The following is a 25077-nucleotide window of genomic DNA, read 5'->3' as shown; positions in this document are numbered from 1 at the left end:
ATTTCCGGGAGAGGCTTCATTATCCATTCGGGAGGAGCGGTTGGGCCAGCGTCCGATCCAGCAAGGAGCGGTCTTCGATGTCTTCGTCATCGGCGGCGGCATCAATGGCTGCGGCGTGGCGCGGGATGCGGCCGGGCGCGGCTATTCGGTCGGCCTGGCCGAGATGAACGACCTGGCCAGCGGGACGTCTTCGGCTTCGACCAAGCTCATCCATGGCGGCCTGCGCTATCTGGAATATTACGAGTTCCGGCTGGTGCGCGAAGCGTTGATGGAGCGCGAAGTGCTCTGGCGCAACGCGCCGCACATCATCTGGCCGATGCGTTTCGTGCTGCCGCTGCACGAGGGCATGCGGCCCGGCTGGCTGATCCGGCTCGGCCTTTTCCTCTACGACCATATCGGCGGGCGCAAGCTGCTGCCCGCCACGCGCACCCTCGATATGCGAAGCGATCCGGCGGGAAAGCCGCTGAAGGCCTCCTACCGGCGTGCCTTCGAATATTCCGACTGCTGGGTGAATGATGCCCGCCTCGTCGTTCTGAACGCGCGCGACGCGGCAAATCGCGGCGCCGACATACGCACCCGCACCAAAGTGTCCCGCGCGCGCATCGAAGACGGCAAATGGGTCCTGACGCTCGACGACCTGCTGACGGGAGCGAGCCAGGAGGTGCGGGCGCGCATGCTGGTCAACGCGGCCGGCCCGTGGGTCGACGAGGTGATCGCCGGGGCCTTCGGCCGCAACGACGTCCATAATGTGCGGCTGGTCAAGGGCAGCCACATCGTCGTTCCTCGCAAGTTCGAGGGAGAGCGGGCCTATTTCTTCCAGAACGCGGACGGCCGCATCATCTTCGCGATCCCCTACGAAGAAGAATTCACGCTCATCGGCACGACCGACCAGGATTTCGAGGGCGATCCGGCCAAGGCGCAGATCAGCGGCGAAGAGATCGACTATCTCTGCAACGCGGCCAGCGAGTATTTCACCGATCCGATCCGCCCGACCGATGTCGTCTGGAGCTTTTCCGGCGTGCGCTCGCTGTTCGACGACGGTGCGTCGATGGCTCAGGAGGCCACCCGCGACTACGTCCTGAAGTCGGACGAGGAGAGTTTCGGTGCGCCCATCGTGCATGTCTTCGGGGGCAAGATCACGACCTTCCGCCGGCTGGCCGAATCGGTCGTCGCCGAGATCGGCCGGAAGATCGGCGTGCGTGGCACCGCCTGGACGCATCGCGAGGCGTTGCCCGGCGGCGATTTCGGCCATGACGGCTATGAGCGGGAGGTCGAGGCCTTGCGGTCCGCCTATCCGTTCCTCCCGGCGGAGCACGCTCGGCGGCTCGTCCGGCTTTACGGCCGGGTCGCGCATGACATCCTTGGCGGAGCGGCTTCGGTCGAGGAGATGGGCCGCCATTTCGGCGCCGATCTTTATGAGGTGGAGCTTCGCCACCTTGCGGCGCGCGAATGGGCCTGCACGGGCGACGACGTGTTGTGGCGCCGCACCAAGCGCGGCCTGCGGCTGTCGCCGACGCAGGCCGGCATCGTCGATGCGTTCATGAGCGACATCGCCCGCCGGGGCGGCCTGGAGGATGCTGCCGGACGTGACGGCGAACAGGTAGCCAGGGGAGGACAGGGCCGTGCTGGAGCTGCGTAACGTTACCAAGGTCGTTTCGGGTGCCCGGCATATCAGCGATGTCTCGCTGCGCCTGGAGGAGGGGTCCCTCAATGTCCTCCTGGGGCCGACGCTGGCAGGCAAGACCAGCCTGATGCGGCTGATGGCCGGGCTGGACCAGCCGACATCGGGCACGGTGTGGATGGATGGAGCGAATGTGACGGGCGTGCCGGTGCAGCGCCGCTCGGTCGCCATGGTCTACCAGCAGTTCATCAATTATCCTGCCATGACCGTCTTTGAGAATATCGCTTCTCCCTTGCGGGTGGCGGGCACGGATGCCGAGACGCTGAAGCGCAGGGTCGGCGAGGCTGCCGACCTGCTGCGGCTCGGACCCTATCTCAACCGGATGCCGCTCGAGCTTTCGGGCGGCCAGCAGCAGCGCACGGCGCTTGCGCGGGCGATGGTGAAGGATGCAAGGCTCGTGCTGCTGGACGAGCCGCTGGCCAATCTGGACTACAAGCTGCGCGAGGAACTGCGCGCCGAACTGCCGCGCATCTTTGCCGCCACCGGCGCGATCTTCGTCTATGCCACGACCGAGCCCAGCGAGGCGCTGCTTCTGGGCGGCAACACCGCCACGCTCAGCCAGGGGCGGGTGACCCAGTTCGGGCCGACGATCGAGGTTTTCCGCCGGCCGGCCGACCTCGTCACCGCCCAGACCTTTTCCGATCCGCCGCTGAATACGATCAAGGTGGAAAAGAAGCGCGGCAATTTCATGCTCGATGCAACCGTGGGCCTGCCCGTGCCGGCCGAATATGAGGGTCTTCCTGACGGCCCTTACGAAATCGGGTTCCAGCCGCATCATCTTTCACTGGCAAAAAGCGCCGGTGTCGGCACCGCGCTGAATGCGAGGGTGACGGTGACCGAGATCACCGGCTCGGAGAGTTTCATCCATCTGGACTATGCGGGCAATCGCTGGGTGATGCTGGAGGAGGGCGTCCACCGCCTCGCGGTCGACGAAACCGTCCAGGTCTATATCGACACGAGGCATCTCCTCGTGTTCGAGCCGTCGGGGCGCAGCGCCACGCCGGCGCGGCCGGTGGCGGCATAGGAGGCGGGGCATGGCACGTATCGATCTCGACAATATCCGCCACGCCTACATGGCCAATCCGGCCGGCGACGAGGATTATGCGCTCAAGAAGGTGCACCACACCTTCGTGGATGGCGGCGCCTACGCGCTGCTCGGCCCCTCGGGCTGCGGCAAGACGACGTTGCTCAACATCATCTCCGGCCTGCTGCGCCCCAGCGAGGGACAGATCCTGTTCGACAAGCGCGACGTGACGGACCTGCCGACCGAGGCGCGCAATATCGCTCAGGTCTTTCAGTTTCCCGTCGTCTACGACACGATGACCGTCTACGACAACCTGGCGTTCCCGCTGCGCAACCGGGGCGTGGCGGAGGACGTGGTGGACAAGCGCGTGCGCGAGATCATCACCATGATCGGCCTGGAGGAGCGGGCACGGCGCAAGGCGCAGGGCCTGACGGCGGACGAGAAGCAGAAGATCTCGCTGGGCCGCGGCCTTGCCCGTGCGGACGTCAACGCGATTTTGTTCGACGAGCCGCTGACGGTCATCGATCCGCACATGAAATGGGAACTGCGAACCCAGTTGAAGGAGCTGCACCGGCGCTTCGGCTACACGATGGTCTATGTCACGCACGACCAGACCGAAGCCCTTACCTTCGCCGACAATGTGGTGGTGATGTATGAAGGGGAGATCGTGCAGATCGGCACGCCGGAAGAGCTTTTCGAGCGTCCACGCCACACCTTCGTCGGCTATTTCATCGGCTCGCCCGGCATGAACCTCCTCCCGGCGGCCGTCGATGGAGCCATGGTGCGCATAGGATCGCAAACGCTGAAACTGCCGGGCAGGGCAGGCGCCCTGGATGCCGGGCGCGTCGAACTCGGCATCCGGCCCGAATTCGTGCGGCTGGGGCGCGAGGGCATGCCCGTCTCCATCACCAAGGTGGAGGACATCGGCCGCAAGAAGATCGTGCGCGCCGAGCTCGAGGGCGAGACGATCGCCGCGGTGATCGACGAGGACACGGAGGTTCCGGCGGAACCGCACGTGGTTTTCGACCCCGCGCGTCTCAACCTTTATGCAAATTCCTGGCGTGTGGAGCTGGAGCGCGGCGCATGAACAAGACGGCAAACAACAAGGCATGGTTCATGGTGCTGCCGGTCCTGGTGCTGGTCGCCTTCTCCGCGGTCATCCCTTTGATGACCGTCGTCAACTATTCCGTCCAGGACACCTTCGGCAACAACGAGTTCTTCTGGGCGGGCACCGAATGGTACCAGGAAATACTGGCGTCCGACCGCTTCTGGGCGGCGATGGGCCGCAACCTCGTGTTCTCGGCCATCATATTGGCGATCGAGGTGCCGCTCGGCATATTCATCGCGCTCAACATGCCCCGCAAGGGGTGGGGGGTGCCGGTCTGCCTGGTGCTGATGGCCTTGCCGCTGCTCATTCCCTTCAACGTGGTGGGCACGATCTGGCAGGTCTTCGGGCGCATCGATATCGGCCTTCTCGGCCACACCCTTGCCGATCTCGGCGTCAACTACAACTACGTCAACAATCCCGTGCATGCCTGGATCACCATCATCTTGATGGATGTGTGGCACTGGACGAGCCTGGTCGTGCTGCTTAGCTATGCCGGTCTCGTTTCGATCCCCGATGCCTATTACCAGGCGGCCAAGATCGACGGCGCTTCGCGCTGGGCCGTGTTCCGCTACATCCAGCTGCCGAAGATGCACCGGGTGCTGCTGATCGCCATCCTGCTGCGCTTCATGGACTCGTTCATGATCTACACGGAGCCCTTCGTGCTGACCGGCGGCGGTCCCGGCAACACGACCACGTTCCTTTCCATCGATCTGGTGAAGCTGGCGATCGGCGAGTTCAATCTCGGCGAGGCGGCCGCCATGTCGATCGTCTACTTTCTCATCATCCTTCTGATGTCGTGGGTGTTCTACACGGTGATGACCAATTACGGGACGGAGAAGCGGTAATGGCGGCGAAGAACCAGGCCGCGATGACGGCAGCCCGCGTCGATTCCGGGGCAGGCGAAGCCGCCGGAGGCAGCGCAAGAAGCCAGGCGGAGATCGGCCAACTGATGCTCAAGCGGGGCACGCAGTCGCGCTTCTGGTGGCTGGTCCCCACGATCTACATCATCTTTCTGATGCTGCCGATCTACTGGCTCATCAATATGAGCTTCAAGACCAACAGCGAGATACTGAGCACGTTCTCGCTCTGGCCGCAGGAGCCGACGCTGGCGAACTACGCGGTGATCTTCACCGATCCATCCTGGTATTCGGGCTATATCAATTCGATCATCTACGTTGTGCTCAACACGGTGATCTCGGTCAGCGCGGCGCTGCCGGCGGCGTATGCCTTTTCGCGCTACCGGTTCCTGGGCGACAAGCATCTGTTCTTCTGGCTTCTGACCAACCGCATGGCTCCGCCGGCGGTGTTCGCCCTGCCGTTCTTTCAGCTCTACTCGGCCTTCAACCTGATCGATACGCACATCGCGGTCGCCATCGCGCACTGCCTGTTCAACGTGCCGCTGGCGGTATGGATCCTGGAAGGCTTCATGTCCGGCGTGCCCAAGGAGATCGACGAGACCGCCTATATCGACGGCTATTCGTTCCCGCGCTTCTTCGTGAAGATATTCATGCCGCTGATCGCGTCGGGCATCGGCGTCGCCGCCTTCTTCTGCTTCATGTTCTCCTGGGTGGAACTTTTGATCGCGCGCACGCTGACGACGACCGACGCCAAGCCGATCGCCGCCACCATGACGCGGACCGTTTCGGCCTCCGGGCTCGACTGGGGCGTGTTGGCGGCGGCCGGTGTCCTGACCATCATTCCGGGCGCGCTCGTGATCTATTTCGTGCGCAATTACATCGCCAAGGGCTTTGCCCTTGGCCGGGTATAGGAGGCGGCAAGGATGGACCTGTCATGGATGGCCTGGACCTGGCCGACCGCCACATTCTTCATCGTGATCGCGCTGCTGATGATTTCGATGGGCGTGTGGGAGTATTTTTCGCCGGGCGGGCACCCCCGCGTGGGCATTCTGCGCTTCGAGACGACGCGCGGAGACCGGCTCTTCGTATCGCTGCTAGGCAGCGCCTTCATTCATCTCGCATGGCTGGGACTGGTCGGTCCCAACCTGTGGTGGGCTCTCGCTCTATCGATCGTCTACGCCATCGGCGTGTTTCGGTTGGTTTAGGGGGAGAAACGGCTGGAGCGCCGCGTCGCGGCTTCTCCGATTGAGTGCGAAAATTTGCTAGGGAGGATACCATGCAACGGCACTTGTTAATGACAACCTCGGCGCTGATGCTGCTGATGACCAGCGGCGGCGCCATGGCGGGAATGGAGGAAGCACGGCAGTTCCTCGACGCCGAGATCGGCGACCTGTCGACGCTGTCGCGCGAGGAACAGGAAGCGGAGATGCAATGGTTCGTCGACGCCGCCGAACCGTTCCAGGGCATGGACATCAAAGTGGTGTCGGAGACGATCACCACGCATGAATACGAGTCCAAGGTCCTGGCGCCTGCCTTCACGGCCATTACCGGCATCAAGATCACCCACGACCTGATCGGCGAGGGCGACGTCGTCGAGAAGCTGCAGACGCAGATGCAGTCCGGCGAGAACATCTACGACGCCTATATCAACGATTCCGATCTGATCGGCACCCACTGGCGCTACCAGCAGGCGCGCAACCTGACCGATTGGATGGCGGGCGAGGGCGCGGACGTCACCAACCCCAATCTCGACGTCGACGACTTCATCGGCAAGTCGTTCACCACCGCGCCGGACGGCAAGCTCTACCAGCTTCCCGACCAGCAGTTCGCCAACCTTTACTGGTTCCGCTACGACTGGTTCAACGATCCGGAGATCCAGGCCGAGTTCAAGGAGAAGTACGGCTACGACCTCGGCGTGCCCGTCAACTGGTCGGCCTATGAGGACATTGCCGAATTCTTCACCGGCAAGGAAATCGACGGCAAGAAAGTCTATGGCCATATGGACTACGGCAAGAAGGACCCGTCGCTCGGCTGGCGCTTCACCGATGCATGGCTGTCCATGGCCGGCAATGGCGACAAGGGCATTCCGAACGGCGTGCCGGTCGACGAGTGGGGCATCAAGGTCGACGAGAACTCGCGTCCGGTCGGCTCCTGCGTGGCACGCGGCGGCGATACCAACGGCCCGGCCGCGGTCTACTCCATCGAAAAGTACCTGGAGTGGCTGAGCGCCTATGCTCCGCCGGAAGCCCAGGGCATGACCTTCTCCGAGTCCGGCCCGGTGCCGGCGCAGGGAGCGATTGCCCAGCAGATCTTCTGGTACACCGCCTTCACCGCGGACATGGTCAAGGAAGGCCTGCCGGTGGTGAACGAGGACGGCACGCCGAAGTGGCGCATGGCGCCGAGCCCGCATGGTGTCTACTGGAAGGACGGCATGAAGCTCGGCTATCAGGATGCCGGCTCCTGGACGCTGATGAAATCGACGCCTGAAGACCGCGCCAAGGCGGCATGGCTCTATGCCCAGTTCGTCACCTCCAAGACCGTAGACGTGAAGAAGAGCCATGTCGGCCTGACCTTCATCCGTGAAAGCTCGATCCAGCACGACAGCTTCACCGAGCGCGCGCCGGAACTCGGCGGCCTGGTCGAGTTCTACCGTTCGCCCGCACGCGTGCAGTGGACCCCGACCGGCACCAACGTGCCCGACTATCCGAAGCTGGCACAGCTCTGGTGGCAGGCTATCGGTGACGCTTCCTCGGGCGCAAAGAGCGCGCAGGAGGCCATGGACTCGCTCTGCGAGGAGCAGGAAAAGGTGCTTGCCCGCCTCGAGCGCGCCGGCGTCCAGGGCGATATCGGCCCCAAGCTGGCCGAAGAGCACGATCTGGAGTATTGGAACAAGCAGGCCCAGGAGGCCGGCAACCTTGCGCCGCAGCTCAAGATCGAGAACGAGAAGGAAGAGCCCAAGACCGTCAACTATGACGAGCTCGTCAAGAGCTGGAGCGAGAACTAGCGCTCCGTCCTGGTGACAAGGGAGGAGGCGGTCCGATCGCCTCCTCCCGCTTCGTAAAGGCATGACCGGGAGGCAAAATGGCTGGCCACATACTGGCGATTGATCAGGGCACCACGTCGAGCCGCGCCATCGTGTTCGACGCCGACATGAAATCGGTCGGCAGCAGCCAGGAAGAGTTCACCCAGCACTTTCCGCGCTCCGGCTGGGTCGAGCACGATCCCGAGGACATCTGGAACACGGTCGTTTCCACGGTGAAGGCGGCCTTGCGGAATGCCGGCCTATCGGCCGGCGATGTCGCGGCCATCGGCATCACGAACCAGCGCGAAACCGTCCTTCTGTGGGACCGGCAGACCGGCAGGCCGGTGCACAACGCCATCGTCTGGCAGGACAGGCGGACCGTCGCGCTGTGCGAGGAGCTCAAGCAAAAGGGGCTGGAGCCGAAATTCTCGGCAAAGACCGGCCTGCTGCTCGATCCCTATTTCTCCGGCACCAAGCTCGCCTGGCTCCTCGAAAATGTCGAGGGCGCGCGTGCGCGGGCCGAGAAGGGGGAGCTTCTGGCCGGCACCGTCGACGCCTATTTGATCTGGCGGCTGACCGGCGGCAAGGCGCATGCGAGCGATGCCACCAACGCCTCGCGAACGCTCCTCTACAACATCGCCGACAATTGCTGGGACGAGGAACTGCTCTCCATCCTGGACATTCCGGCCGCGCTCCTGCCCGAGGTGAAGGACAGCGCGGACGAATTCGGCGTCACGGACGAAAGCCTGTTCGGCGCGGCCATTCCCATCCTCGGCGTTGCGGGCGACCAGCAGGCGGCGACCATCGGCCAGGCATGTTTCAAGCCGGGCATGCTGAAATCCACCTATGGCACGGGCTGTTTCGCCGTGCTGAACACCGGGACGTCGCTGGTGCGCTCGTCCAACCGGCTGCTGTCGACGATCGCCTATCGGCTGAACGGCGAGACCACCTATGCCCTCGAAGGCTCGATCTTCGTGGCCGGCGCCGCCGTGCAGTGGCTGCGCGACGGGCTGAAGATCATCGGCCAGGCCGCAGATTCCGGCAAGCTTGCCGATCGGGCCGACCCCACCCAGGACGTCTATCTGGTTCCCGCCTTCGTCGGTCTGGGAGCGCCCCATTGGGACCCGGAGGCGCGCGGCGCGATCTTCGGCCTTACGCGCAACACCGGACCGGCCGAGTTCGCGCGCGCGACGCTGGAATCGGTCGCCTTCCAGACGCGCGACCTGCTCGATGCGATGCACAAGGACTGGCCCGACGGCGGCGACGAAATCATCCTGCGTGTGGACGGCGGCATGGTGGCCAGCGATTGGACCATGCAGAGGCTGGCGGACATACTCGATGCGCCGGTGGATCGGCCGACGATACTGGAGACGACGGCGCTCGGTGCGGCATGGCTTGCCGGCTTCAAGGCCGGTGTCTGGCCTTCCGCCGAGGAGTTCGCGCGCAATTGGGCGCTCGACCGGCAGTTCAGGCCGCAGATGCGCGACGACGAGCGGAAACGCAAGCTCGCCGGCTGGCACGACGCCGTGCGGCGGACGCTGACGCATAATTGACCGCCGAATTCACGGAGCGATCAGCTGCGCGCCGATGGCCTTGGCCACGGCCTCAGACAGCGTGCTGCTCTTCAGCCGCTGACGGGCGGAGCGCAGATAGCTGCGGACGGTGAACTCCGACAGGTCCAGTATGACCGCGATGGCCTTGGCGTCCTTGCCGCGTGCGGTCCACAGCAGGCATTCGCGCTGGCGTGGCGCAAGCCCCGGCCCCGGCTCCGTATCGCCCGACAGGGACAGGGCCGCCTTTTCGTCCATGGCGCCGGCAACACGCACGAGCAAAGCGGCGTTTTTCTCCACATAGCCGACCCAGTCGGGCAGGGCGCGCTTCGTGTTGAGGCTGAGCAGGGCGCGCCGTGATCCTTTGAAGATCGGGATCGAGTAGCCGGCCTCGCCCAGACCGTGTGCAACCGCGTCCTGCATCAGTTCGCGCTGCCGGCGGTCGAGCGAAAGCTGATGCCAGAAGAAGGGGCGCGCGGTCTCGAAGCCCTGGCGCACCACCGGGTCGATCGTCAGATAGTCATGAAGGAGATAGCGCGCGACCCATTCGGCCGGATATGTGCTGCGAACAAAGGGGGCGTTAAGAGGCCCCGGATTAAGCGCGATGCTGTGGTAGGTGACATGCTCGACGCCGAGCCCGTCGCGAATGCCGAACACCGCGTCGCCGGGCGAGCTGCTGTCCCTGATCATCTGCACCGGATCGGCGCCGGCAGCGCCGGTTGCATTTCGGTGGACCAGCTTTCCCGTCATCGGCTCCCTGCCTCGCCGCCCAGCCCCGGAAGGGATACGACTATCGACCGGCATGGCCGGCCGATAAACGCCTCCTTTGGTATAATCCCCATCCGGCGAAAGAAAAGGCTTCCGGCGGTGGCCGGAAGCCGGAAGCCCGCGCGGATGACAGTCGCCCGCGCGTGCGATGCGTTCCCTGGTTAGCGCAGCCTTCCGCTGGCGTGAGCCAGCATGGTGTAGACCTTGCCGGTATCCGACGTGAGATAGGTCTGCGTCATGATGTTGTCGCGGTCCGAGCGCGACACATCCGCCAACAGCTTCTCGAAGTCGCGGCAATACTGGTCGACCGCCTTGCGGAAGTCGGCATCGCCGCGGTACTTGCGCTGGATCTCGTCGAAGGTCTGCTGGCCCTTCAGCGTGTAGAGCCTGCGGGTGAAGACGTTGCGTTCGCCGCGGCGATAGCGGTCCCAGAGTTCGACCGAAGCGTCATGGTCGATGGCCCGCGCGATGTCGACGGACAGCGAGTTGAGCGATTCCACCACGTGAAGCGCGGAACGGTCGGCTTCGGCCGCCGGCTTGTTGCGATGGGCCGCCTCTTCCTCGCGCGAGGCGCTGCGCAGGAGATCCCTTATCCAGCCGCCGCCCTGCTGGGCCTCCGGGGCCGGTTCGGAAGCGGCCTGTTCGGTCGTGCGCGGCTGTTGCGTCCGGGCGGTGGGCGAGCGCTCCAGCACGGGAGCCTGCGGCTGCACCGGCTGCCGGGCCTGCTGCGGCACGGGCTGGGGGCGGGGCTGCTCCACCGCCGGCGAAGACAGGCTCTCATCGGGCCGGGAAGAGTTCTGCATCTTGCCGGATTTGGCAACGATGTCAGAGAGTTCCTTGAGAGCGTTGATCTGCTCCGTTATAGCGCGGCGCATGGCGGAAGTGGACTGCTTGGCTTCCTCGGGAAGCTCCACGATCCCGCGCTTCATGTCGGCGCGCGTTGCTTCCAGCTCGGCGCGGATCTCCGTGGCCGTGCGGCGGATGTCGTCCGTCGCGCCGGCAAAGCGCTCGGTCGCAGCCTCCACGACTTCGCCGATGGCATCGCGTATGGATTCGACCGACTGCTTCGTGCGGCCTTCCGCCGTTTCGAGCGCGCGGCCAAGATAGCCCTCGAAGGACTGCATCACGCGCTGCAGGTTCTCCGACTTTTCGACGAGGCCGCTGGCCAGCGCCTGCAGCTCCTGCTGGCGCCCTTCCAGCGTTGAGGTGAGCCCGCCTTGCGCCTTGTCGAGCAGTTCCGACGCGCTTTCCAGAACGCGGCTGTGGTCCTCGAACCGGCTGGCGATTGCCGAAATCTCGCGCAAGGTGCGTTCGGAGAAATCGGTCAGGCGACCCGAATTGGCGTTTATCAGGCTGGCAGAGTTCGAGAACGTCTCGGCAGCTTTTTCCGCATTGGCGGCGAAGTTGCTGGTGGTGGAGACGAGACGGTTGTCGACCTCGCTCAGATTCTGGGCGGCCTGCTCGATGAGCTGGCCCAGGCGGTCGCCCGAGCTGTCCAGCTCCGTGAGAAGCTGCTGGACGTTGCCCGACAGCTTGTTGCGGGCCTGCTCGAGCGCGCCGAGCGTGTCGGAGGTGCGGGCCGCGAGCGCGTTGACCAGGGCGGCATTCTCCCTCTGCAGGCGCTCGGCGGTCTCGTCGGTGATGGAGCGGATGCTCTGCTGCAACTCACCGCCGCTTGCCTCGAACCGCTCGACCAGCGGCCGCGCGCTTTCGTCGAGAATGCGCGAGATCTCGGAGGTGCGCCCGGCGAGCATCGCATTGAGCTCCCGGGTCCGTTCGTCGAGCGTGCGCACGGTTTCGCCGGTGCGCTTGCTGATGTGCTCGTTGACGGCCGCAAAGGTCTGACCGATCGTGTCCGCGGTGGAGACCAGGTCGGCCTGCGTGCGCGAAAGCTGCTGGCTGACGTGCTGCGCCGCCTGTTCGGCCGACGAAAGCAGACGGGTCTCGGCATCGCCCAGGCCCTCGTCGAGGGTGGCGCGGGTGCGGGTGGCCGTTTCGGTGAGCTTCTTCTCGACTTCCAGCATGCCGTTGACGAAGGCCGATGCCGTGGAGCCGGCGGTGGATTTCAGCCGGGATTCGACGGTGCCCAGCGTTTCGGCAATGGCCGCGGCGCGCGCGTCGAGCTCAGCCGATGTCTGATGCGTGCGGGCGATGATCCGCTGATCGGTCTCCTCGAAAGTGCGGGCGAGGGCGTCGGCGCGGGCAGCCAGGGTCTCCGCCGTCTCGTTGGTGCGGGCCGCGATGCGATTGTCCGCCTGCTCGAAGGTGCGGGCGATGGCGTCGGCGCGGGCAGCCAGGGCTTCCGCCGTCTCGTGGGTGCGCGCGGCGATGCGGCCGTCCGCCTCCTCGAAGGTGCGGGCAATTTCCTCGGCCCGGCCGGACAGCGTCTGAGCGGTCTGCGAAACGCGGGCGGCGATGCGGCTGTCGATGTCCGCGAAATGCTCGCCGAATGCCGAGGTGTGGGTGGCGATGCGCTCGGCCGCGCCCTCGAAGGTGCGGTCGATGGCATCCACCTGCTGGCCGAGCGTCTGCGCCGCATGCTCCACGCGCGTCTGGATCCGGGCATCGACGCCGTCGAGCACCTTTCCAGCCTCCTCGTTGAGGGACGTGGTGGCTTCCAGGACCTTTTCGCGCAGGGCTCCGGCCAGGGCTCCGGCGCTGTTTTCCAGCGTCTGGCGCACATTGCCGACGCCGACCGTCAGCGCCTTCTCCATGGTGCTGGTGCGTTCTTCGATCACCCCGGTATGGGCGCTGAAGGCGGCATTGATGCGCTCTATATCGGCGCCGATCGCAGCCGTCAGCTCCTCGCGGCGTTCGCCGATCTTGGCGATGTCCTGGTCGAGGGCCGCGGCAAACGTGCTGCGCGTCTCCGACAGCTTCTCCAACTGGCCTTCGATGCGCTCCTGGAACGCGCTGCGCGCTTCGTTGAGCTTCTCCAGATCGGCTTCAAGGACGGTGGCCAGCCTGTCCTGGTTCTCGGAAAAGGCCTGGACCTGGCGGTCGACGGCTTCATCCATGCGGGCCTGGATGGAATCGAACCTGCCCAGCTCGCCGTCGAGCCGGGCGCTGAGCATGGCCTGGCCGTCTTCGAGGCGGCGGGCGAAATCCTCGGCCTTGCCTTCGAGCATGATCGAGGTGGAGGCAACGAGATCGGCGAGCTCGCCGTCGATTGCCGACTTGCCGGCATCGATGGCGGCCGACACGTCCTGCTTGCCGCGGGCGAAGGTGTCGGCGATCTCGCGGCTGCGCTCGACCAGCGACTCGTTGATGCTGCGGGCGCGCGCGTCGAGGGCCGCGTTAAGCTTCTGCATGCCCGTGTCGAGTGCTTCGGCACGAGTCGAAAACTCCTGGATAAGTGACTGTCCGCGCTCGGAAAGCGACCGCTCAAGCTGACTGAGACGCGTATCGAACTCGGCGTTCAGCCTGCTGGAGGCATCGCCGACCGACGACAAGAGGCCGGACACCCGGCTGTCGAAGGTCTCGCTGAGCGAGCGGGTGGCCTCTTCCGTGCGTTCCGACAGCGAGGCAATGCGCGCATCGAGAAGGCCTGCGACGGTGTCGCCGGTCGTCTGGACGCGGTTTGCAAGCTCGTTGCCGCGCTCGTCGAGAACCCGGCCGACGCCGGCGGTGGTCTCGTCGAGGCGGCGCACCAGCTCGTCGCCGGAGGTGCCGAGGGATGCGATGCGCGAATCCAGCAGTCCGGCAACGTCGTCACCGGACTTGCGGACGCGGATCGTGAGTTCCTCGGCACGATGGTCGATGGCCTGGCCGACGCCGGCGGTGGTCTCGTCTAGGCGGCGCACCAGTTCGTCGCCGGAGGTGGCGAGGGACGCGATGCGCCCGTCCAGCAGTCCGGCAACGTCGTCGCCGGACTGGCGGACGCGGGCCGTCAGTTCCTCGGCGCGGTGATCGATCGTCTGGCCGATCCCGGCGGTGACGTCGCTGAGGCGCTGCATGAAATCCTCGCTTGAGGATCCGAGCGAGGCGATGCGCGTGTCGAGCAGTCTGGCGACCGCATCGCCGGACGTCGTGATGCGGTCGGAGATCGTCGCGACCCGTTCGTCCACGGCCTTGTAGATGTTCTCGCCGGTGCTGCTGATGCGCTGCACCAGCCCCTCGCCGGATTCGGCAAGAGAGGAGGTGAGGCGCTGCGAGGCGCTGTCCACGCTGATGCGGATCTGTTCGCCGGCCGAGTCCAGTTCCTCCTTGAGGATTTCGTGGGCCCCGGTAATGGACGCGCGAACGCGCTCGGCGTGGCTGACGATGCCTTCGCGCTCGCTGCCCAGGCTGTCGACCAGAAGGCGGATGCGGGTCTCGTTCTCCGAGTAGGCGCGCTCCAGCTCGTTGACCTCGGTGTGGACCAGGGTCTCCAGTTCGACGGCGCGCGCCAGCGTGCGTTCGATGCCGTCGCCCATGGCCTGCACTTCGCGGCGCACGGCCTGGCCGACCATCATCACGCGATCCTGCGCCAGGTTTTCGGGCTCGGCGAGGCGGAAGGCCATTTCCGCCATTTGCTGGGCCGCAATGCGCATCTCCTGCGCGCGGCGCACCATGATGGCGAAGGCCCAGAACAGCAGGACCGGGACCAGCGCGCCGACCAGCAGGCCGATCGTATGCGGCGCGGCCAGGAGGCCCTCGACCGTCCGGATCTCCCAGATTTCGGGCGCATAGAGCAGGTGGCCCAGCATGGCGGCGCCGGCGACCCACAGAACGGAAAGCAGGGCGACCATCCAGTAGATCGTGCGCGGCGGCTGGCCGGCAAGCTTGCCGCCGGGCGCCGCATAGGAACGCTGCTGGTCGTCATTGGCGGGAGAGAAGGCGGAGGGCGTGACCGGGGCCGGCGACAGATTGTCCTGCCGCGGCGCCGTCTCCCGGCCTGCGGGGGCCCCGGGAGCAGGGCGTTCCGAAGCGTTCTGCTTCGTCTCGGGCGGCTCCGGCTTCACCGGCTCGCTTGCCGCCCTCTTCGTGCCGTTGCCGGCGGCGGGAGCCTCCTCGTCCGAACGGCCTTCCCTGGCCAGCTCTTCAGCCGCCATCGAGATCTGCGCCTCCAGGTCCTCCATGGAAGCGGCTATGTCGAGATCGCCATCGTCGGTGAGCGCAAAATCGGACACTTCGAGCTCAAGCGCTTCTTCAAGCTCTTTCGCGAAATCGTCCTGCGGTGCCTTTTTTTTCGTTGTGTTTCGAGCCATTCCGCCATCACCCTGTTACTGGCATGGGTCTTCCCGCAAGGGTCCTCGTAACCCACACTACGCCCACAACTCGCCAAACCGTATCGTAGTGGCACAGGCAGCCGTTGGAAACACGATTTCGCGACAATGCCCAGAAGTTTAAACATAAGGTTAACGCGATTGTGGCCGGAGCAAGGAATTTTGGACCTTTCCATTAACGCCTTGTGCAGACATCGTTTCCCGGCCATTCTCGGTGTCGAACGATGCCGGGGGGACATGGACCAACCATATGGGCGAAACGATTGAGGGACGGTTGTTCGATCTGATACAACTTGAACGGCAGACGCTCGGCGACAGGATGCTCGAGCGCGAGGTGCTTCAGCTTTTCCTGCAGCAGATTTCCGATATACAGGCCGGCATCGGGGCGGCGGACGACAAGCTTCGTCGCGAAATGGCACATGCGCTGGCCGGGTCGGCGCGGGCGCTGGGCGCCCATGCGCTGGCCGACGCGGCCGCCCGCATCGAGACCGGGCGGCAGGAGGCGGCGGACCTGGAAGCGCTGATCGAGGCCGCGCGCCAGACGCGTCGTTTTGTCGAGATGCGGACCGCGTCATCGTAGTTCGGTTCGGTCCGGCCAGTTGACAGGCCTCCCGCAACCCTTATCTCGGGCTCCTGACAGCGCATCATGGTTCCGGGACCGGAAAGGCAGCTGCGCGGATTGGGTAATTTGCAGCGTCCCCATGCGCCCCGGAGGACGCACGGCGCTGCAGAGCTGCAGGATGAGGCATGACCAGACTGACATTCATCGCATTTGACGGCACAAGGTTCGAGGTCGAGGCCGAGAACGGTTCGACCGTGATGGAAAACGCCATCCGCAACGCCGTGCCGGGCATCGAGGCCGAGTGCGGCGGGGCCTGCGCGTGCGCCACCTGTCACGTCTATGTCGACGAGGAATGGACGGATGCGGTCGGCGGGCCGGAGGTGATGGAGGAGGACATGCTCGATTTTGCCTATGACGTGCGGCCGAATTCGCGCCTTTCCTGCCAGATCAAGGTGAGCGACGAACTGGACGGGCTGGTCGTCCAGGTGCCCGAGCGCCAGGCATAGACACTGGAAAGGCAGGAGGCCGCATGTCTGAGACAGTGAGGACCGACGTCCTGATCATCGGCGCGGGACCCGTGGGCCTGTTCGCCGTCTTCGAACTGGGGCTGCTCGACCTCAAATGCCATCTCATCGACATTCTCGATCGTCCGGGCGGCCAGTGCGCCGAGCTCTATCCCGAAAAGCCGATCTACGACATTCCGGCATGGCCGGTGATTTCGGGGCAGGAACTGGTGGATCGGCTGATGGAGCAGATCCGGCCTTTCGGCGCCGAGTTCACCTTCAACCGCATGGTCAGCGGGCTGGAGCGCCTCGATGACGGCTCCTTCCGCGTCACGACCGACGAAGGCGAGCATTTCGAGGCCAAGGTGGTGGTGGTCGCGGCGGGCGGCGGCTCGTTCCAGCCGAAGCGGCCGCCCATCCCCGGCATCGAAGCCTTCGAGGGCACCGGCGTGCACTATTCCGTGCGGCGCATGGAGGATTTCCGGGGCGAGGACCTGGTGATCGTCGGCGGCGGGGATTCGGCGCTGGACTGGACGTTGAACCTGGCGCCCGTCGCACGCTCCCTCACGCTCGTCCACCGCCGGTCCGAGTTCCGCGCCGCGCCCGACAGCGTCAAGAAGATGTTCGCCCTGCGCGATGCGGGAAAGATCGATTTCGCGGTCGGGCAGGTCGGCGCCCTGCGCGGCGAGAAGGGCCGGCTGGAGGCGACGGTGCTGAAAACGGCGGACGGCGAGCGGCAGATCGCGAGCACGCGGCTCTTACCGTTCTTCGGCCTGACCATGAAGCTCGGGCCGATCGCGGACTGGGGCCTCGACCTCCATGAGAACCTCATTCCGGTCGACACGGAAAAATTCGAGACGTCGGAACCGGGCATTTTCGCCATAGGCGACATCAACCATTATCCGGGAAAGCTGAAGCTGATCCTGTCCGGCTTCCACGAAGCGGCGCTCATGGCGCAGGCGGCGAAACGGATCGTGCATCCCGACGAGAAAGTCGTCTTCCAGTACACGACCTCGTCGACAAAGCTGCAGAAGAAGCTGGGCGTGGCGTAGCCGGGCGGGCGAGGATGGCGGACGGCTCTATTTCAGCCGGCCGGCTTCGATCTGCTCGAGGCGGTAGCGCAGAAGGCGCATGATGCGGCTTTCGAAATTGATGCTCTCGATGCGGTCGAAGCGTGCCTGGGCCGCGTCGTGCCGGTCCATGATTTCGGCGACCTTTGCCTTGACCCGTTTTTCCAGCGCCGCGCAGGGGCCGGTTCCCCGCATGCCGTCGATCGCGTCCTCGAGCTGACGCGCATGGTTCTTCGCTATGCTGAGATGGCTTTCCTCGTGGCGCTTGATGTCCTTGGCCAGCGTGTCCCAGACAAGGCGCACTTCCTGCTTGGCGCGGTTGCGGTTGCGCCAGCGCGGCAGCGTCACCTTGGCCTTGACCGATACGGTCGCGTCGGAGACATGGCAGCGGCCGTCGCGCTCGACATAGTCGACACTCGTGTTGAACGCGAGATTGGTGGCGCCGGGATGGCGCATGCCGGTGCTTTCGAGCTTCGGCCCGCGCGTGCGCAACTGGCTCTCGATCTCCGGCAGGGTGAGGCCGCTGATGGGAAAATAGCTGTATGAACGCGTCATCGAGGCGGCCGACGCGCTCGTGGCGGCGAGGCATGCAAGCAGCGGCAGGACGAATGTCGTTTTCATATGGCACCTCATGGACCATGATTGCGACAGGCTGGCGGCAACGGCAACGGAAATTTTGGCGGATGTCGGCGCCGGCCGGTTGTGAGGGTGGTGGCCCTCGGCTACAGCACGGAACGGGCGGTCGTGACGGGCTGAACGGCAGCGCGTGAGCAACACGGTGGAGGCGCGAATGATCAAGCGGCATGACTGGCAATTGGCGCATGGGCGCCGGCTCGAGCTCGGCCCGCGCGCGCGCATCATGGGCATCCTGAACGTCACGCCGGACAGCTTCTCCGACGGCGGGCGCTACGAGGCCGTCGACAGCGCCGTCGCAAGGGCGCGGGAGATGCGGGCGGAGGGCGCCGATATCATCGATGTCGGCGGCGAATCGACCCGGCCGGGAGGCGAAGCGGTGAGTGCCGCCGAGGAGCAGGCCCGCGTGCTGCCGGTGATCGAGGCGCTGGCCGGCGACAAGGGCATCGTCCTGTCCATCGATACCTACCGGGCCGAGACCGCCGGACTGGCGGTCAAGGCGGGTGCGCACATCGTCAACGATGTCTGGGGGCTGCACAAGGAGGCCGGCCTTGCCCGGGTCGCGGCCGAGACCGGCGCGGGCCTGGTGCTGATGCATACGGGGCGGGACCGCGAAAAGCTGCCCGACGTCATCTCGGATCAGTTCGCATTCCTGCGGCGCTCCGTCGAGATCGCCCGCGATGCCGGCGTCGGCGAGATGCAGATCCTGCTCGATCCGGGATTCGGCTTTGCCAAGGACCCGGTGGAGAATGTGGAGATCATGGCGCGGTTCGGCGAGCTTGGCGGCCTCGGTTTCCCGCTTCTGGTGGGCACCTCGCGCAAGCGCTTCATCGGGCACCTGACGGGCCGCGAGGCCGGATCGCGGGCGGCGGGTACGGCGGCCACCAGCGCGCTGCTGCGCATGCGCGGCGCGTCGGTTTTCCGTGTGCATGATGTCGCGGAAAACAGGGATGCGCTGCTGGTCGCCGATGCTATCCTGGCGGCAGGTTGAGGAGATCCCATGCCCCGATACACGATCCACATGAAGAACTGCGCCTTCTTCGCCCGGCACGGCGTGCTTGACGAAGAAGAAAGGCTCGGCCAGCGCTTTTACGTCGATGCGCTGCTGGAGGTCGATCCAGGTCAGGCGCTGGAGGAGGATTCCATCGCCGGAACCGTGGATTATGGCGTGGCCTTCAGCGAGATCGAGAAGATCATAACCGGCAAGCGGCGGTTCCTGATCGAGGCGCTGGCGCTGGAAGTGGCCAAGACGCTGTGCGGACGCTTCAAGGCGATCACGCGCGCCGAGATCACGATCCGCAAGCCGAATGCGCCCGTGCCCGGCGTGCTGGACCATGTCGAGGTCACGGTTGTCTGGCCGCAATAGCGCCGCGCCGGTGCGGGCCTTTCTGGGGCTCGGCGGGAATATCGGCAATCCTGCCCAGGCCATGGGCGAAGCGCTGCGCCGCATCGATGCTGCGCCGGAAAACGAGATCATCGCCGTATCCCGCCTTTATCGCACGCCGCCCTGGGGAAAGCTCGACCAGCCGGATTTCCTGAACGCTGCCTGTCTCTTGTCGACGCGGCTCGGGCCGGCGGAACTGCTGGCGCTTTGCCTGCGGGTGGAGCGGAGCCTGAAGCGCGTGCGCAAGGAGCGCTGGGGACCGCGGGCGATCGACATCGATCTGCTTCTGTATGGAGATCGGCATGTCGCGGGGGAAGGGCTCGAGGTGCCGCACCCGCGCATGCTGGAACGCGCTTTCGTGCTGCGGCCGCTGGCCGAGATCGCGCCTGGCCTGCATATCGCGGGCGCACCCGTGGAAAAGCATCTGGCCGCGCTGGATCAGGCCGGAATAGAGCCCGCCAGCAGCGATGGCGGCTGGTGGAGGTCTGCCGCGACGACTACTGCGCGCTGAGCGCCCCGACGGTGCGCGTGTCCAGCCGCTTGAGGTTCATGCCGATGACGGGAACCAGTTCCTCGTCCACATGGACGGAGATGGTCACGTTCATCGTGTCCTTGTCGTCGATCTGGGCGCGCATGGCGCCGGTGAGCTCGTTGCGGTGCAGCGCGAAGACGACGTATTTGTCCTTGACGGAACCGCCCACGACGTCGAGACCCTTGCCCTTGGCGCCGTCCAGGAACGAGCCGCGATAGCCCGACTGCGAGCGCTCGATGCGTGCCGACATTTCCTGATTGATCACGCCGACGCGGCAGCCTCCATCCAGCGCCATGCCGATCTTGCCGTCCGGCGTGGTGCCGGCGAACTTGCAGACGAACTTCGTGCCCTTGTACTTGCCGGCGACGATCTCGCCCGGCCCCGACCATTCGCCCTCCATCTGCTCGAAAAAGCGCTTCTCGCGCTCCGAAGCGGCGGCCGTCTGGGCGATGCCCGCCGACAGCAGCGCCGCGAGCGGCAGGATGGCGAATTTGCGAAGCGATGCGTGCATGGGATCGATCAGCTCAATGGCAGCAGGTTTCGGGCGGTCTGTTTCAGCGAGGATGGCCTGTTTCGGTTAACGGATCGTCACCCGCGGACGCCGGCAGGATGATCGAGTCCCGGCGCGAGCGCAAGCTTATTTGCCGGAGGCGGATTTTTCCTGCGCTGCGAAGCGGGTCAGCGCCTTCAGAAAATCGCCCATGCCGGGCCGCTCGACGGCGTTGAAGGGCAGGGGGCGGATCGCGTCCATGGCGGCGATGCCGATGCGGGCGGTCATCATGCCGTTGACGACACCCTCGCCGAGACGGGTCGAGATGCGTGCGGCAAGGCCGTGGCCGACCACCTGCTGGACGAGCGCTTCGCCCATCGCCATGGATCCGGTGACGGCCAGATGCGCGACGACGCTGCGAGACAGGCGCAGGAATCCGAAGAAGCCGGGCCTGCCGCAATAAAGTTCGGCCAGGCGGCGCACAAGCCGGGCTGCCTCGAACAGGACATAGGCGACATCCACCAGCGCCCGCGGGCTGACGGCAGTGACCACGGAGACGCGCTTGGCGGCGTCGAGCACCAGTTTCTGGGCACGCGCGTCGAGTGGCCGCAGGAGCGCCTGTTCGGCGATGCGCAGATAATCGCTGCCGTCGATGACGTCGTGCTCCAGTTCCTTGAGCGCGCGCCGGCCGGCAGCGGTGTCGGGATGGCTTTGCATCAGGCCCGAAAGGTCGGCAATGACGGCGCGGGCGGAAGCCGCATCGTTGAGCGCATAGGCGTCCTCGGCACGCCTGCGCATCCGCTCCACCGAGGCAAGGCGGGAAAGAGCGAAGGCTTCGCGGGCAATCAGCGCCAGGAGGGCGAGGAGCGCTGTCGCGGCCAGCGCCAGGGCCAGCCATCCGAGCCAGTCGCTGCGGGCGAACATGTCGCGGATCAGCCGGTCGGCCCAGAGCCCGATCCCGAGCGAGACGAGAAGCCCGAAGGCGGTCAGGAATATCCGGCCCAGCCGCGAGCCGCCTTTTCGCGCAACCGGCGGCGGCGGTGCCGCATCGACGGCATCCGCCGCTTCGAAGAAATCGTCCTCGGACGGGGTGACGACAATCTGCGCCGCATCCTTGACGGCGCGCGGCTTGCGCGGCGTCTCGCGCTGTCCGTCCTCGCCGACCTTGGAAGGCTCCGGCGGGTCCAGGCGAAAGGCGGCCGGGCGTCGTGTCTGGCTCATGCCAACTGATCTCCAAGCAGGAATTGAAGCGCCCGGTCGAGGCGGATATGGGGCAGGGAAAGGGTCAGGCCCTCGGCGGTGCGCTCCAGCTTCGGGGGGCGGAAGCGCACGAAGCGCAGTTCGGGCTCGGCGGCGGCTTGCGACCCCTTGCGGAAGAGGGCGGTCGGCGCGTCGGGCAGGTCGCCGGGGAAGATCGCGGTTTCGGTCTCGCCGTCGAAGGTCTCGCCGCCGATGGTTTCCCCGGCAAGCGGGGTGCCGATGATCACCGGCAGGTTCTGCCGGCCCTGCTTGACCGTTCCCTCGCGCGTGGCCCTGATCGCGGCCATGGCGACCACCTCCACTTCGGCGCCGCTGAAGCCGGCGCGGGCGATGGCCCGCTCGGCCAGGCGCCGGACGATGGCCTGCATGCGGTCATGGCTTTCGTGATGCAGATGGTCGGCTTTCGTCGCCGCGATGAGGATGCGGTCGATGCGCCGCATGACCAGGTCGGTCAGGAAGCGGCTCCGTCCCGGCCGGAAGCAGGCGAGGATCTCGCCGATGGACCGCTCCAGGTCGGCGATGGCGGAATGCCCCGCATTGATGGCCTGCATGGCGTCGACCAGCACGATCTGGCGGTCGAGCCGGGCGATGTGCTCGCGAAAGAAGGGCTTTATGACGTGGGTCTTGTAGGCCTCATAGCGCCTTTCCATCATGGCCCGCATGGAGTTCGGCTTTCCGCGCCCGCCGTCGAGGCCGGCCAGCGGCGCGAAGGTCAGGGCCGGGGAGCCGTCCAGGTCACCGGGCATCAGAAAGCGGCCGGGCGGCAGGGTGGAGAGAGCACGGCTCTCCTGCTTGCAGGCGGCAAGATAGGCGGAAAAGAGCTCGTGCAGGCGCCGCGCCAGCATTTCGTCGGCCGGCGCATCCGGATCGACGGTCTCGGCCAGGCTGCGCCAGTCCGCCGAAAGGTCGGCGCGGGCGGGGCCGGCCGCAAGTTCCACCGCCTCCCGGCTGAACGCTTCGTAGGATTTGCCGAGCAGGGGAAGATCGAGCAGCCATTCGCCGGGATAGTCGACGATGTCCACCGACAGCCGTCCGCGCGACAGGAACCGGCCCCAGGCGGAGGCCGATTCGTACTCGATCGTCAAACGCAGTTCGGAGATCGAGCGCGTGGACTGGGGCCAGATGCGCTCGTCGAGCAGCGAGGCGATGTGGTCTTCGTACTGGAAGCGCGGAACGGCGTCGTCGGGCTGCTGTTCGAGATAGGACCTGGCGATGCGGCCGGAAGCCTGGGCCTCGAACAGCGGCAGACGGCCGCCATGGATGAGATTGTGCACCAGCGAAGAGATGAAAACGGTCTTGCCGGCGCGGGAAAGGCCGGTGACGCCGAGGCGAATGGCAGGCGACCAGAGACCGGCTGCCCGGTCGGCCACGGTGTCGAGCGCGATGCGCGCTTCATCGGTGAAGGTGGTCAGCGACGGCAATTGGGCATTCCGTAAAGTCCTCTCCGGCTGCATGTCCGGCTTCCGCATATAGGAGATGCACGGCAAAGATGAAACGGACCAGCTACATCACCCTGCCGGCCGCAGGAAATCCACCAGCGCTCCCTTGCCCGGACCAGCATCGCCCAGCGGAGTCTCAAATTCGAGTACGGCGAGCCCGGCAGCGGGAAATCCCGCCCGTACGGCCGCCAGCGCCCGCCCGTCGCCCGTTGGGGCCAGCGCCAGCGCAAGGTCCTCCATGACCGGGTTGTGGCCGACGACCATGAGAGAGGAGCGGCCCGCATAGGCCATGACGAGAGCCAGGCACTCGGCAGAATCGGCCCGGTACAGCTCATCCAAGAAGTGGACCTGCCGGGCCTCGGCTGCGATGAAGGAGGCGACAGCGTCCCAGGTCTCGCGGGTCCTTCTGGCTCCTGAACATATAATAATCCCGGGCAAATACGAGAGTTTTTTCATGTTCTGGCCGAGGAGCCTGGCATCCTCCTTTCCGGTGGGGGCCAGCGGCCGATCGAAGTCGGAAACGGCCGGTCCTCCCCATGCCGCCTTGGCATGACGCATCAGATAGAGCCTGTACATGGGTCACCTCCGCGCTGCGAACCGCAAGTACGGCGTGATTCGTCCGCGGGATGCCAGCCGATATCTCCGGCCGCTCAAGCTGCGGGGAGAAAAATTTCACGGTCACGCGCAAAGACGCTGCCGTCGCAACGATTTGCCTCATCCGTCTGCAATATTAATAAGATTTTGACAAATGCGTTACCGGAGCCTGCTTTGTGCTTGTCGGGGGCGGCTTCCACGAATATATAGGCGCCGCTGGTAGCCGTGGGGTAAATCGATGACCGATCTCGTTGATGCAAAATACGTCCCATCCGAGGACGAACCCTTCATGAACGATCGGCAGCGCGCATATTTCCGCGGCAAGTTGATCGCCTGGAAGAGCGAAATCCTCAGAGAAGCCCGCGAAACACTGGAAGCGCTTCAGCAGGAAAACGCCAATCATCCCGACCTTGCCGACCGCGCTTCCTCCGAGACGGACCGGGCGATCGAGCTGCGCGCGCGCGACCGGCAGCGCAAGCTCATCTCCAAGATCGACGCCGCGCTGCAGCGCATCGACGAGGGCACCTATGGCTATTGCGAGGAGACCGGCGAGCCGATTTCGCTGAAACGTCTCGACGCACGGCCCATCGCGACCCTGTCGATCGAAGCGCAGGAGCGCCACGAACGCCGCGAGAAAGTCTACCGGGACGACTGATTCTCAGGCCGTTTCGACCCGTTTTGGGCTGAAACCGGCCCGTTTTCACCTGGAAATGGCTGGTTTTTTCCGGTTTGGCCCTGCTTTGGGCGGGCTTTTTATTGCCTCGACAGGACCATGCTCGCGCCGGAGGCGACCAGGACGCCGCCGACCAGGCGGTTGAGATTGACGAAAATGCGTTGGGATTTCAGCATCCTGCCGAGCAGGACCCCGGCCGCCACATAAAGCAGCACCGCCGCGACCTCCAGAAGGAGGAACACGCCCCCCATCGCCGCCAACTGGCTCCAGGCGGGTTGGGAGGCATCGATGAATTGCGGGAAAAAGGCGGTGAACACGGCGATGGCCTTGGGATTGCTGATGGCGATGAGAAAGTCGCGCCGCATCAGCGCCGCCACCGCCGATTCGGACGACTGCGCCGCAGCGAGCGCCCGTGCCTTGCGCCAGAACTGGATGCCCACATAGATCAGGTAAAGCGCGCCGACGATCTTGATGATGGTGAAAGCCACCGCCGAGGTCGCCAGGATCGCGCCGAGGCCGACAATGGTGACCGCGATAAGAATGGCGAAGGCCGGCATGCGGCCGAGGCCGCCGACCATGGCGGGAACCAGGCCCAGCCGCGCGCCGTTGGCGAAGGCCAGCATGTTGTTGGGACCCGGCGCGCAGTTGAGCGCGAAGCAGGCGGGAATGAAGATCGACCAGGCGATCATGATGGGCCTTTCGCATGGGGCAATGACGGTA

The 25077-nt window shown here is 65.4% G+C and carries 23 protein-coding genes; 15 read left to right on the top strand and 8 right to left on the bottom strand.

Annotated elements, in window-relative coordinates; all coding sequences use genetic code 11:
* Positions 1-55 precede the first annotated feature (55 nt).
* From glpD to glpK, 8 genes are all read left to right on the top strand, one after another.
* Positions 56-1639, top strand: coding sequence for a glycerol-3-phosphate dehydrogenase (glpD, locus tag NTH_RS01000; protein ID WP_338531763.1), 1584 nt, complete (start codon positions 56-58; stop codon positions 1637-1639).
* A complete protein-coding gene (locus NTH_RS00995) occupies positions 1623-2705 on the top strand; it encodes an ABC transporter ATP-binding protein (protein WP_338528254.1) in 1083 nt (360 codons plus the stop codon). Before glpD ends, NTH_RS00995 begins: the two co-directional genes overlap by 17 nt.
* Positions 2706-2715: 10 nt before the next feature.
* A complete protein-coding gene (locus NTH_RS00990) occupies positions 2716-3792 on the top strand; it encodes an ABC transporter ATP-binding protein (protein ID WP_338528253.1) in 1077 nt (358 codons plus the stop codon).
* Positions 3789-4658, top strand: a complete 870-nt coding sequence (locus NTH_RS00985) for a carbohydrate ABC transporter permease (RefSeq protein WP_338528252.1) — start codon at positions 3789-3791, stop codon at positions 4656-4658. The genes NTH_RS00990 and NTH_RS00985 overlap by 4 nt, the downstream gene beginning before the upstream one ends.
* 104 nt (positions 4659-4762) lie before the next feature.
* Positions 4763-5581 carry a carbohydrate ABC transporter permease gene (locus NTH_RS00980; RefSeq protein ID WP_338531762.1) on the top strand — a complete coding sequence of 273 codons (819 nt, stop codon included), beginning with the start codon at positions 4763-4765 and terminating at the stop codon, positions 5579-5581.
* A gap of 12 nt (positions 5582-5593) precedes the next feature.
* Positions 5594-5875: a DUF2160 domain-containing protein gene (locus tag NTH_RS00975; RefSeq protein ID WP_338528251.1), complete on the top strand. Its 282-nt coding sequence runs from the start codon at positions 5594-5596 to the stop codon at positions 5873-5875.
* Positions 5876-5946: 71 nt separating this feature from the next.
* Positions 5947-7674: an ABC transporter substrate-binding protein gene (locus NTH_RS00970; RefSeq protein ID WP_338528250.1), complete on the top strand. Its 1728-nt coding sequence runs from the start codon at positions 5947-5949 to the stop codon at positions 7672-7674.
* Between the two features lie 77 nt (positions 7675-7751).
* Positions 7752-9245 carry a glycerol kinase GlpK gene (gene glpK, locus NTH_RS00965; protein WP_338528249.1) on the top strand — a complete coding sequence of 498 codons (1494 nt, stop codon included), beginning with the start codon at positions 7752-7754 and terminating at the stop codon, positions 9243-9245.
* Between the two features lie 9 nt (positions 9246-9254).
* Here the strand turns inward: glpK and NTH_RS00960 are convergent, their stop codons facing one another.
* Together NTH_RS00960 and NTH_RS00955 are read right to left on the bottom strand one after the other, a co-directional pair.
* Complete coding sequence (locus NTH_RS00960) at positions 9255-9992, bottom strand: helix-turn-helix transcriptional regulator (protein ID WP_338528248.1); 738 nt, start codon at positions 9990-9992, stop codon at positions 9255-9257.
* A 179-nt stretch (positions 9993-10171) separates the two neighbouring features.
* Entirely contained in the window at positions 10172-15199 is a 5028-nt protein-coding gene (locus tag NTH_RS00955; RefSeq protein ID WP_338528247.1) for a hypothetical protein, read from the bottom strand.
* 268 nt (positions 15200-15467) lie between these two features.
* Here NTH_RS00955 and NTH_RS00950 point away from each other — a divergent pair, with 268 nt between their 5' ends.
* The 3 genes from NTH_RS00950 (at position 15468) to NTH_RS00940 (ending at position 17334) form a co-directional block, all read left to right on the top strand.
* Positions 15468-15797, top strand: a complete 330-nt coding sequence (locus tag NTH_RS00950; RefSeq protein WP_338528246.1) for an Hpt domain-containing protein — start codon at positions 15468-15470, stop codon at positions 15795-15797.
* Between the two features lie 167 nt (positions 15798-15964).
* A complete protein-coding gene (locus tag NTH_RS00945; RefSeq protein WP_338528245.1) occupies positions 15965-16285 on the top strand; it encodes a 2Fe-2S iron-sulfur cluster-binding protein in 321 nt (106 codons plus the stop codon).
* 23 nt (positions 16286-16308) lie between these two features.
* Positions 16309-17334 carry an NAD(P)/FAD-dependent oxidoreductase gene (locus tag NTH_RS00940; protein ID WP_338528244.1) on the top strand — a complete coding sequence of 342 codons (1026 nt, stop codon included), beginning with the start codon at positions 16309-16311 and terminating at the stop codon, positions 17332-17334.
* A 27-nt stretch (positions 17335-17361) separates the two neighbouring features.
* On the opposite strand, the gene NTH_RS00935 is transcribed toward NTH_RS00940, so the two are convergent.
* A complete protein-coding gene (locus NTH_RS00935) occupies positions 17362-17973 on the bottom strand; it encodes a DUF922 domain-containing Zn-dependent protease (protein WP_338528243.1) in 612 nt (203 codons plus the stop codon).
* 169 nt (positions 17974-18142) lie between these two features.
* Between NTH_RS00935 and folP the strand changes: the two genes are divergently transcribed.
* The 3 genes from folP to folK are packed head-to-tail and all read left to right on the top strand — an operon-like array spanning position 18143 to position 19880.
* Positions 18143-18976, top strand: a complete 834-nt coding sequence (folP, locus tag NTH_RS00930; protein WP_338528242.1) for a dihydropteroate synthase — start codon at positions 18143-18145, stop codon at positions 18974-18976.
* Between the two features lie 9 nt (positions 18977-18985).
* On the top strand, positions 18986-19351 hold the full coding sequence (gene folB / locus NTH_RS00925) for a dihydroneopterin aldolase (RefSeq protein ID WP_338528241.1): 366 nt from the start codon (positions 18986-18988) through the stop codon (positions 19349-19351).
* On the top strand, positions 19335-19880 hold the full coding sequence (folK, locus tag NTH_RS00920; protein WP_338528240.1) for a 2-amino-4-hydroxy-6-hydroxymethyldihydropteridine diphosphokinase: 546 nt from the start codon (positions 19335-19337) through the stop codon (positions 19878-19880). Before folB ends, folK begins: the two co-directional genes overlap by 17 nt.
* Here the strand turns inward: folK and NTH_RS00915 are convergent.
* From NTH_RS00915 to NTH_RS00900, 4 genes are all read right to left on the bottom strand, one after another.
* Complete coding sequence (locus tag NTH_RS00915) at positions 19867-20412, bottom strand: hypothetical protein (protein ID WP_338528239.1); 546 nt, start codon at positions 20410-20412, stop codon at positions 19867-19869. The two genes, folK and NTH_RS00915, sit on opposite strands and share 14 nt — an antisense overlap.
* A gap of 126 nt (positions 20413-20538) precedes the next feature.
* A complete protein-coding gene (locus NTH_RS00910; protein WP_338528238.1) occupies positions 20539-21612 on the bottom strand; it encodes a YcjF family protein in 1074 nt (357 codons plus the stop codon).
* The gene (locus NTH_RS00905) at positions 21609-23105 is read right to left on the bottom strand and encodes a YcjX family protein (RefSeq protein ID WP_338528237.1); all 1497 of its coding nucleotides are present in this window, start codon (positions 23103-23105) and stop codon (positions 21609-21611) included. Before NTH_RS00905 ends, NTH_RS00910 begins: the two co-directional genes overlap by 4 nt.
* Before the next feature lie 54 nt (positions 23106-23159).
* Positions 23160-23666 (bottom strand): SixA phosphatase family protein, encoded by a 507-nt coding sequence (locus NTH_RS00900; RefSeq protein WP_338528236.1) that lies wholly within the window; start codon positions 23664-23666, stop codon positions 23160-23162.
* 256 nt (positions 23667-23922) lie between these two features.
* Here NTH_RS00900 and dksA point away from each other — a divergent pair, with 256 nt between their 5' ends.
* The gene (dksA, locus tag NTH_RS00895; RefSeq protein ID WP_338528235.1) at positions 23923-24339 is read left to right on the top strand and encodes an RNA polymerase-binding protein DksA; all 417 of its coding nucleotides are present in this window, start codon (positions 23923-23925) and stop codon (positions 24337-24339) included.
* A gap of 98 nt (positions 24340-24437) precedes the next feature.
* On the opposite strand, the gene NTH_RS00890 is transcribed toward dksA, so the two are convergent.
* Positions 24438-25046: a LysE family translocator gene (locus tag NTH_RS00890; RefSeq protein WP_338528234.1), complete on the bottom strand. Its 609-nt coding sequence runs from the start codon at positions 25044-25046 to the stop codon at positions 24438-24440.
* Positions 25047-25077: the final 31 nt, after the last annotated feature.

The organism is Nitratireductor thuwali (genome assembly GCF_036621415.1).
GTDB lineage: Bacteria > Pseudomonadota > Alphaproteobacteria > Rhizobiales > Rhizobiaceae > Chelativorans > Chelativorans thuwali.
The sequence above is the reverse complement of the archived record's forward strand: the minus strand, read 5'-3'. Positions and strand labels throughout refer to the sequence as shown.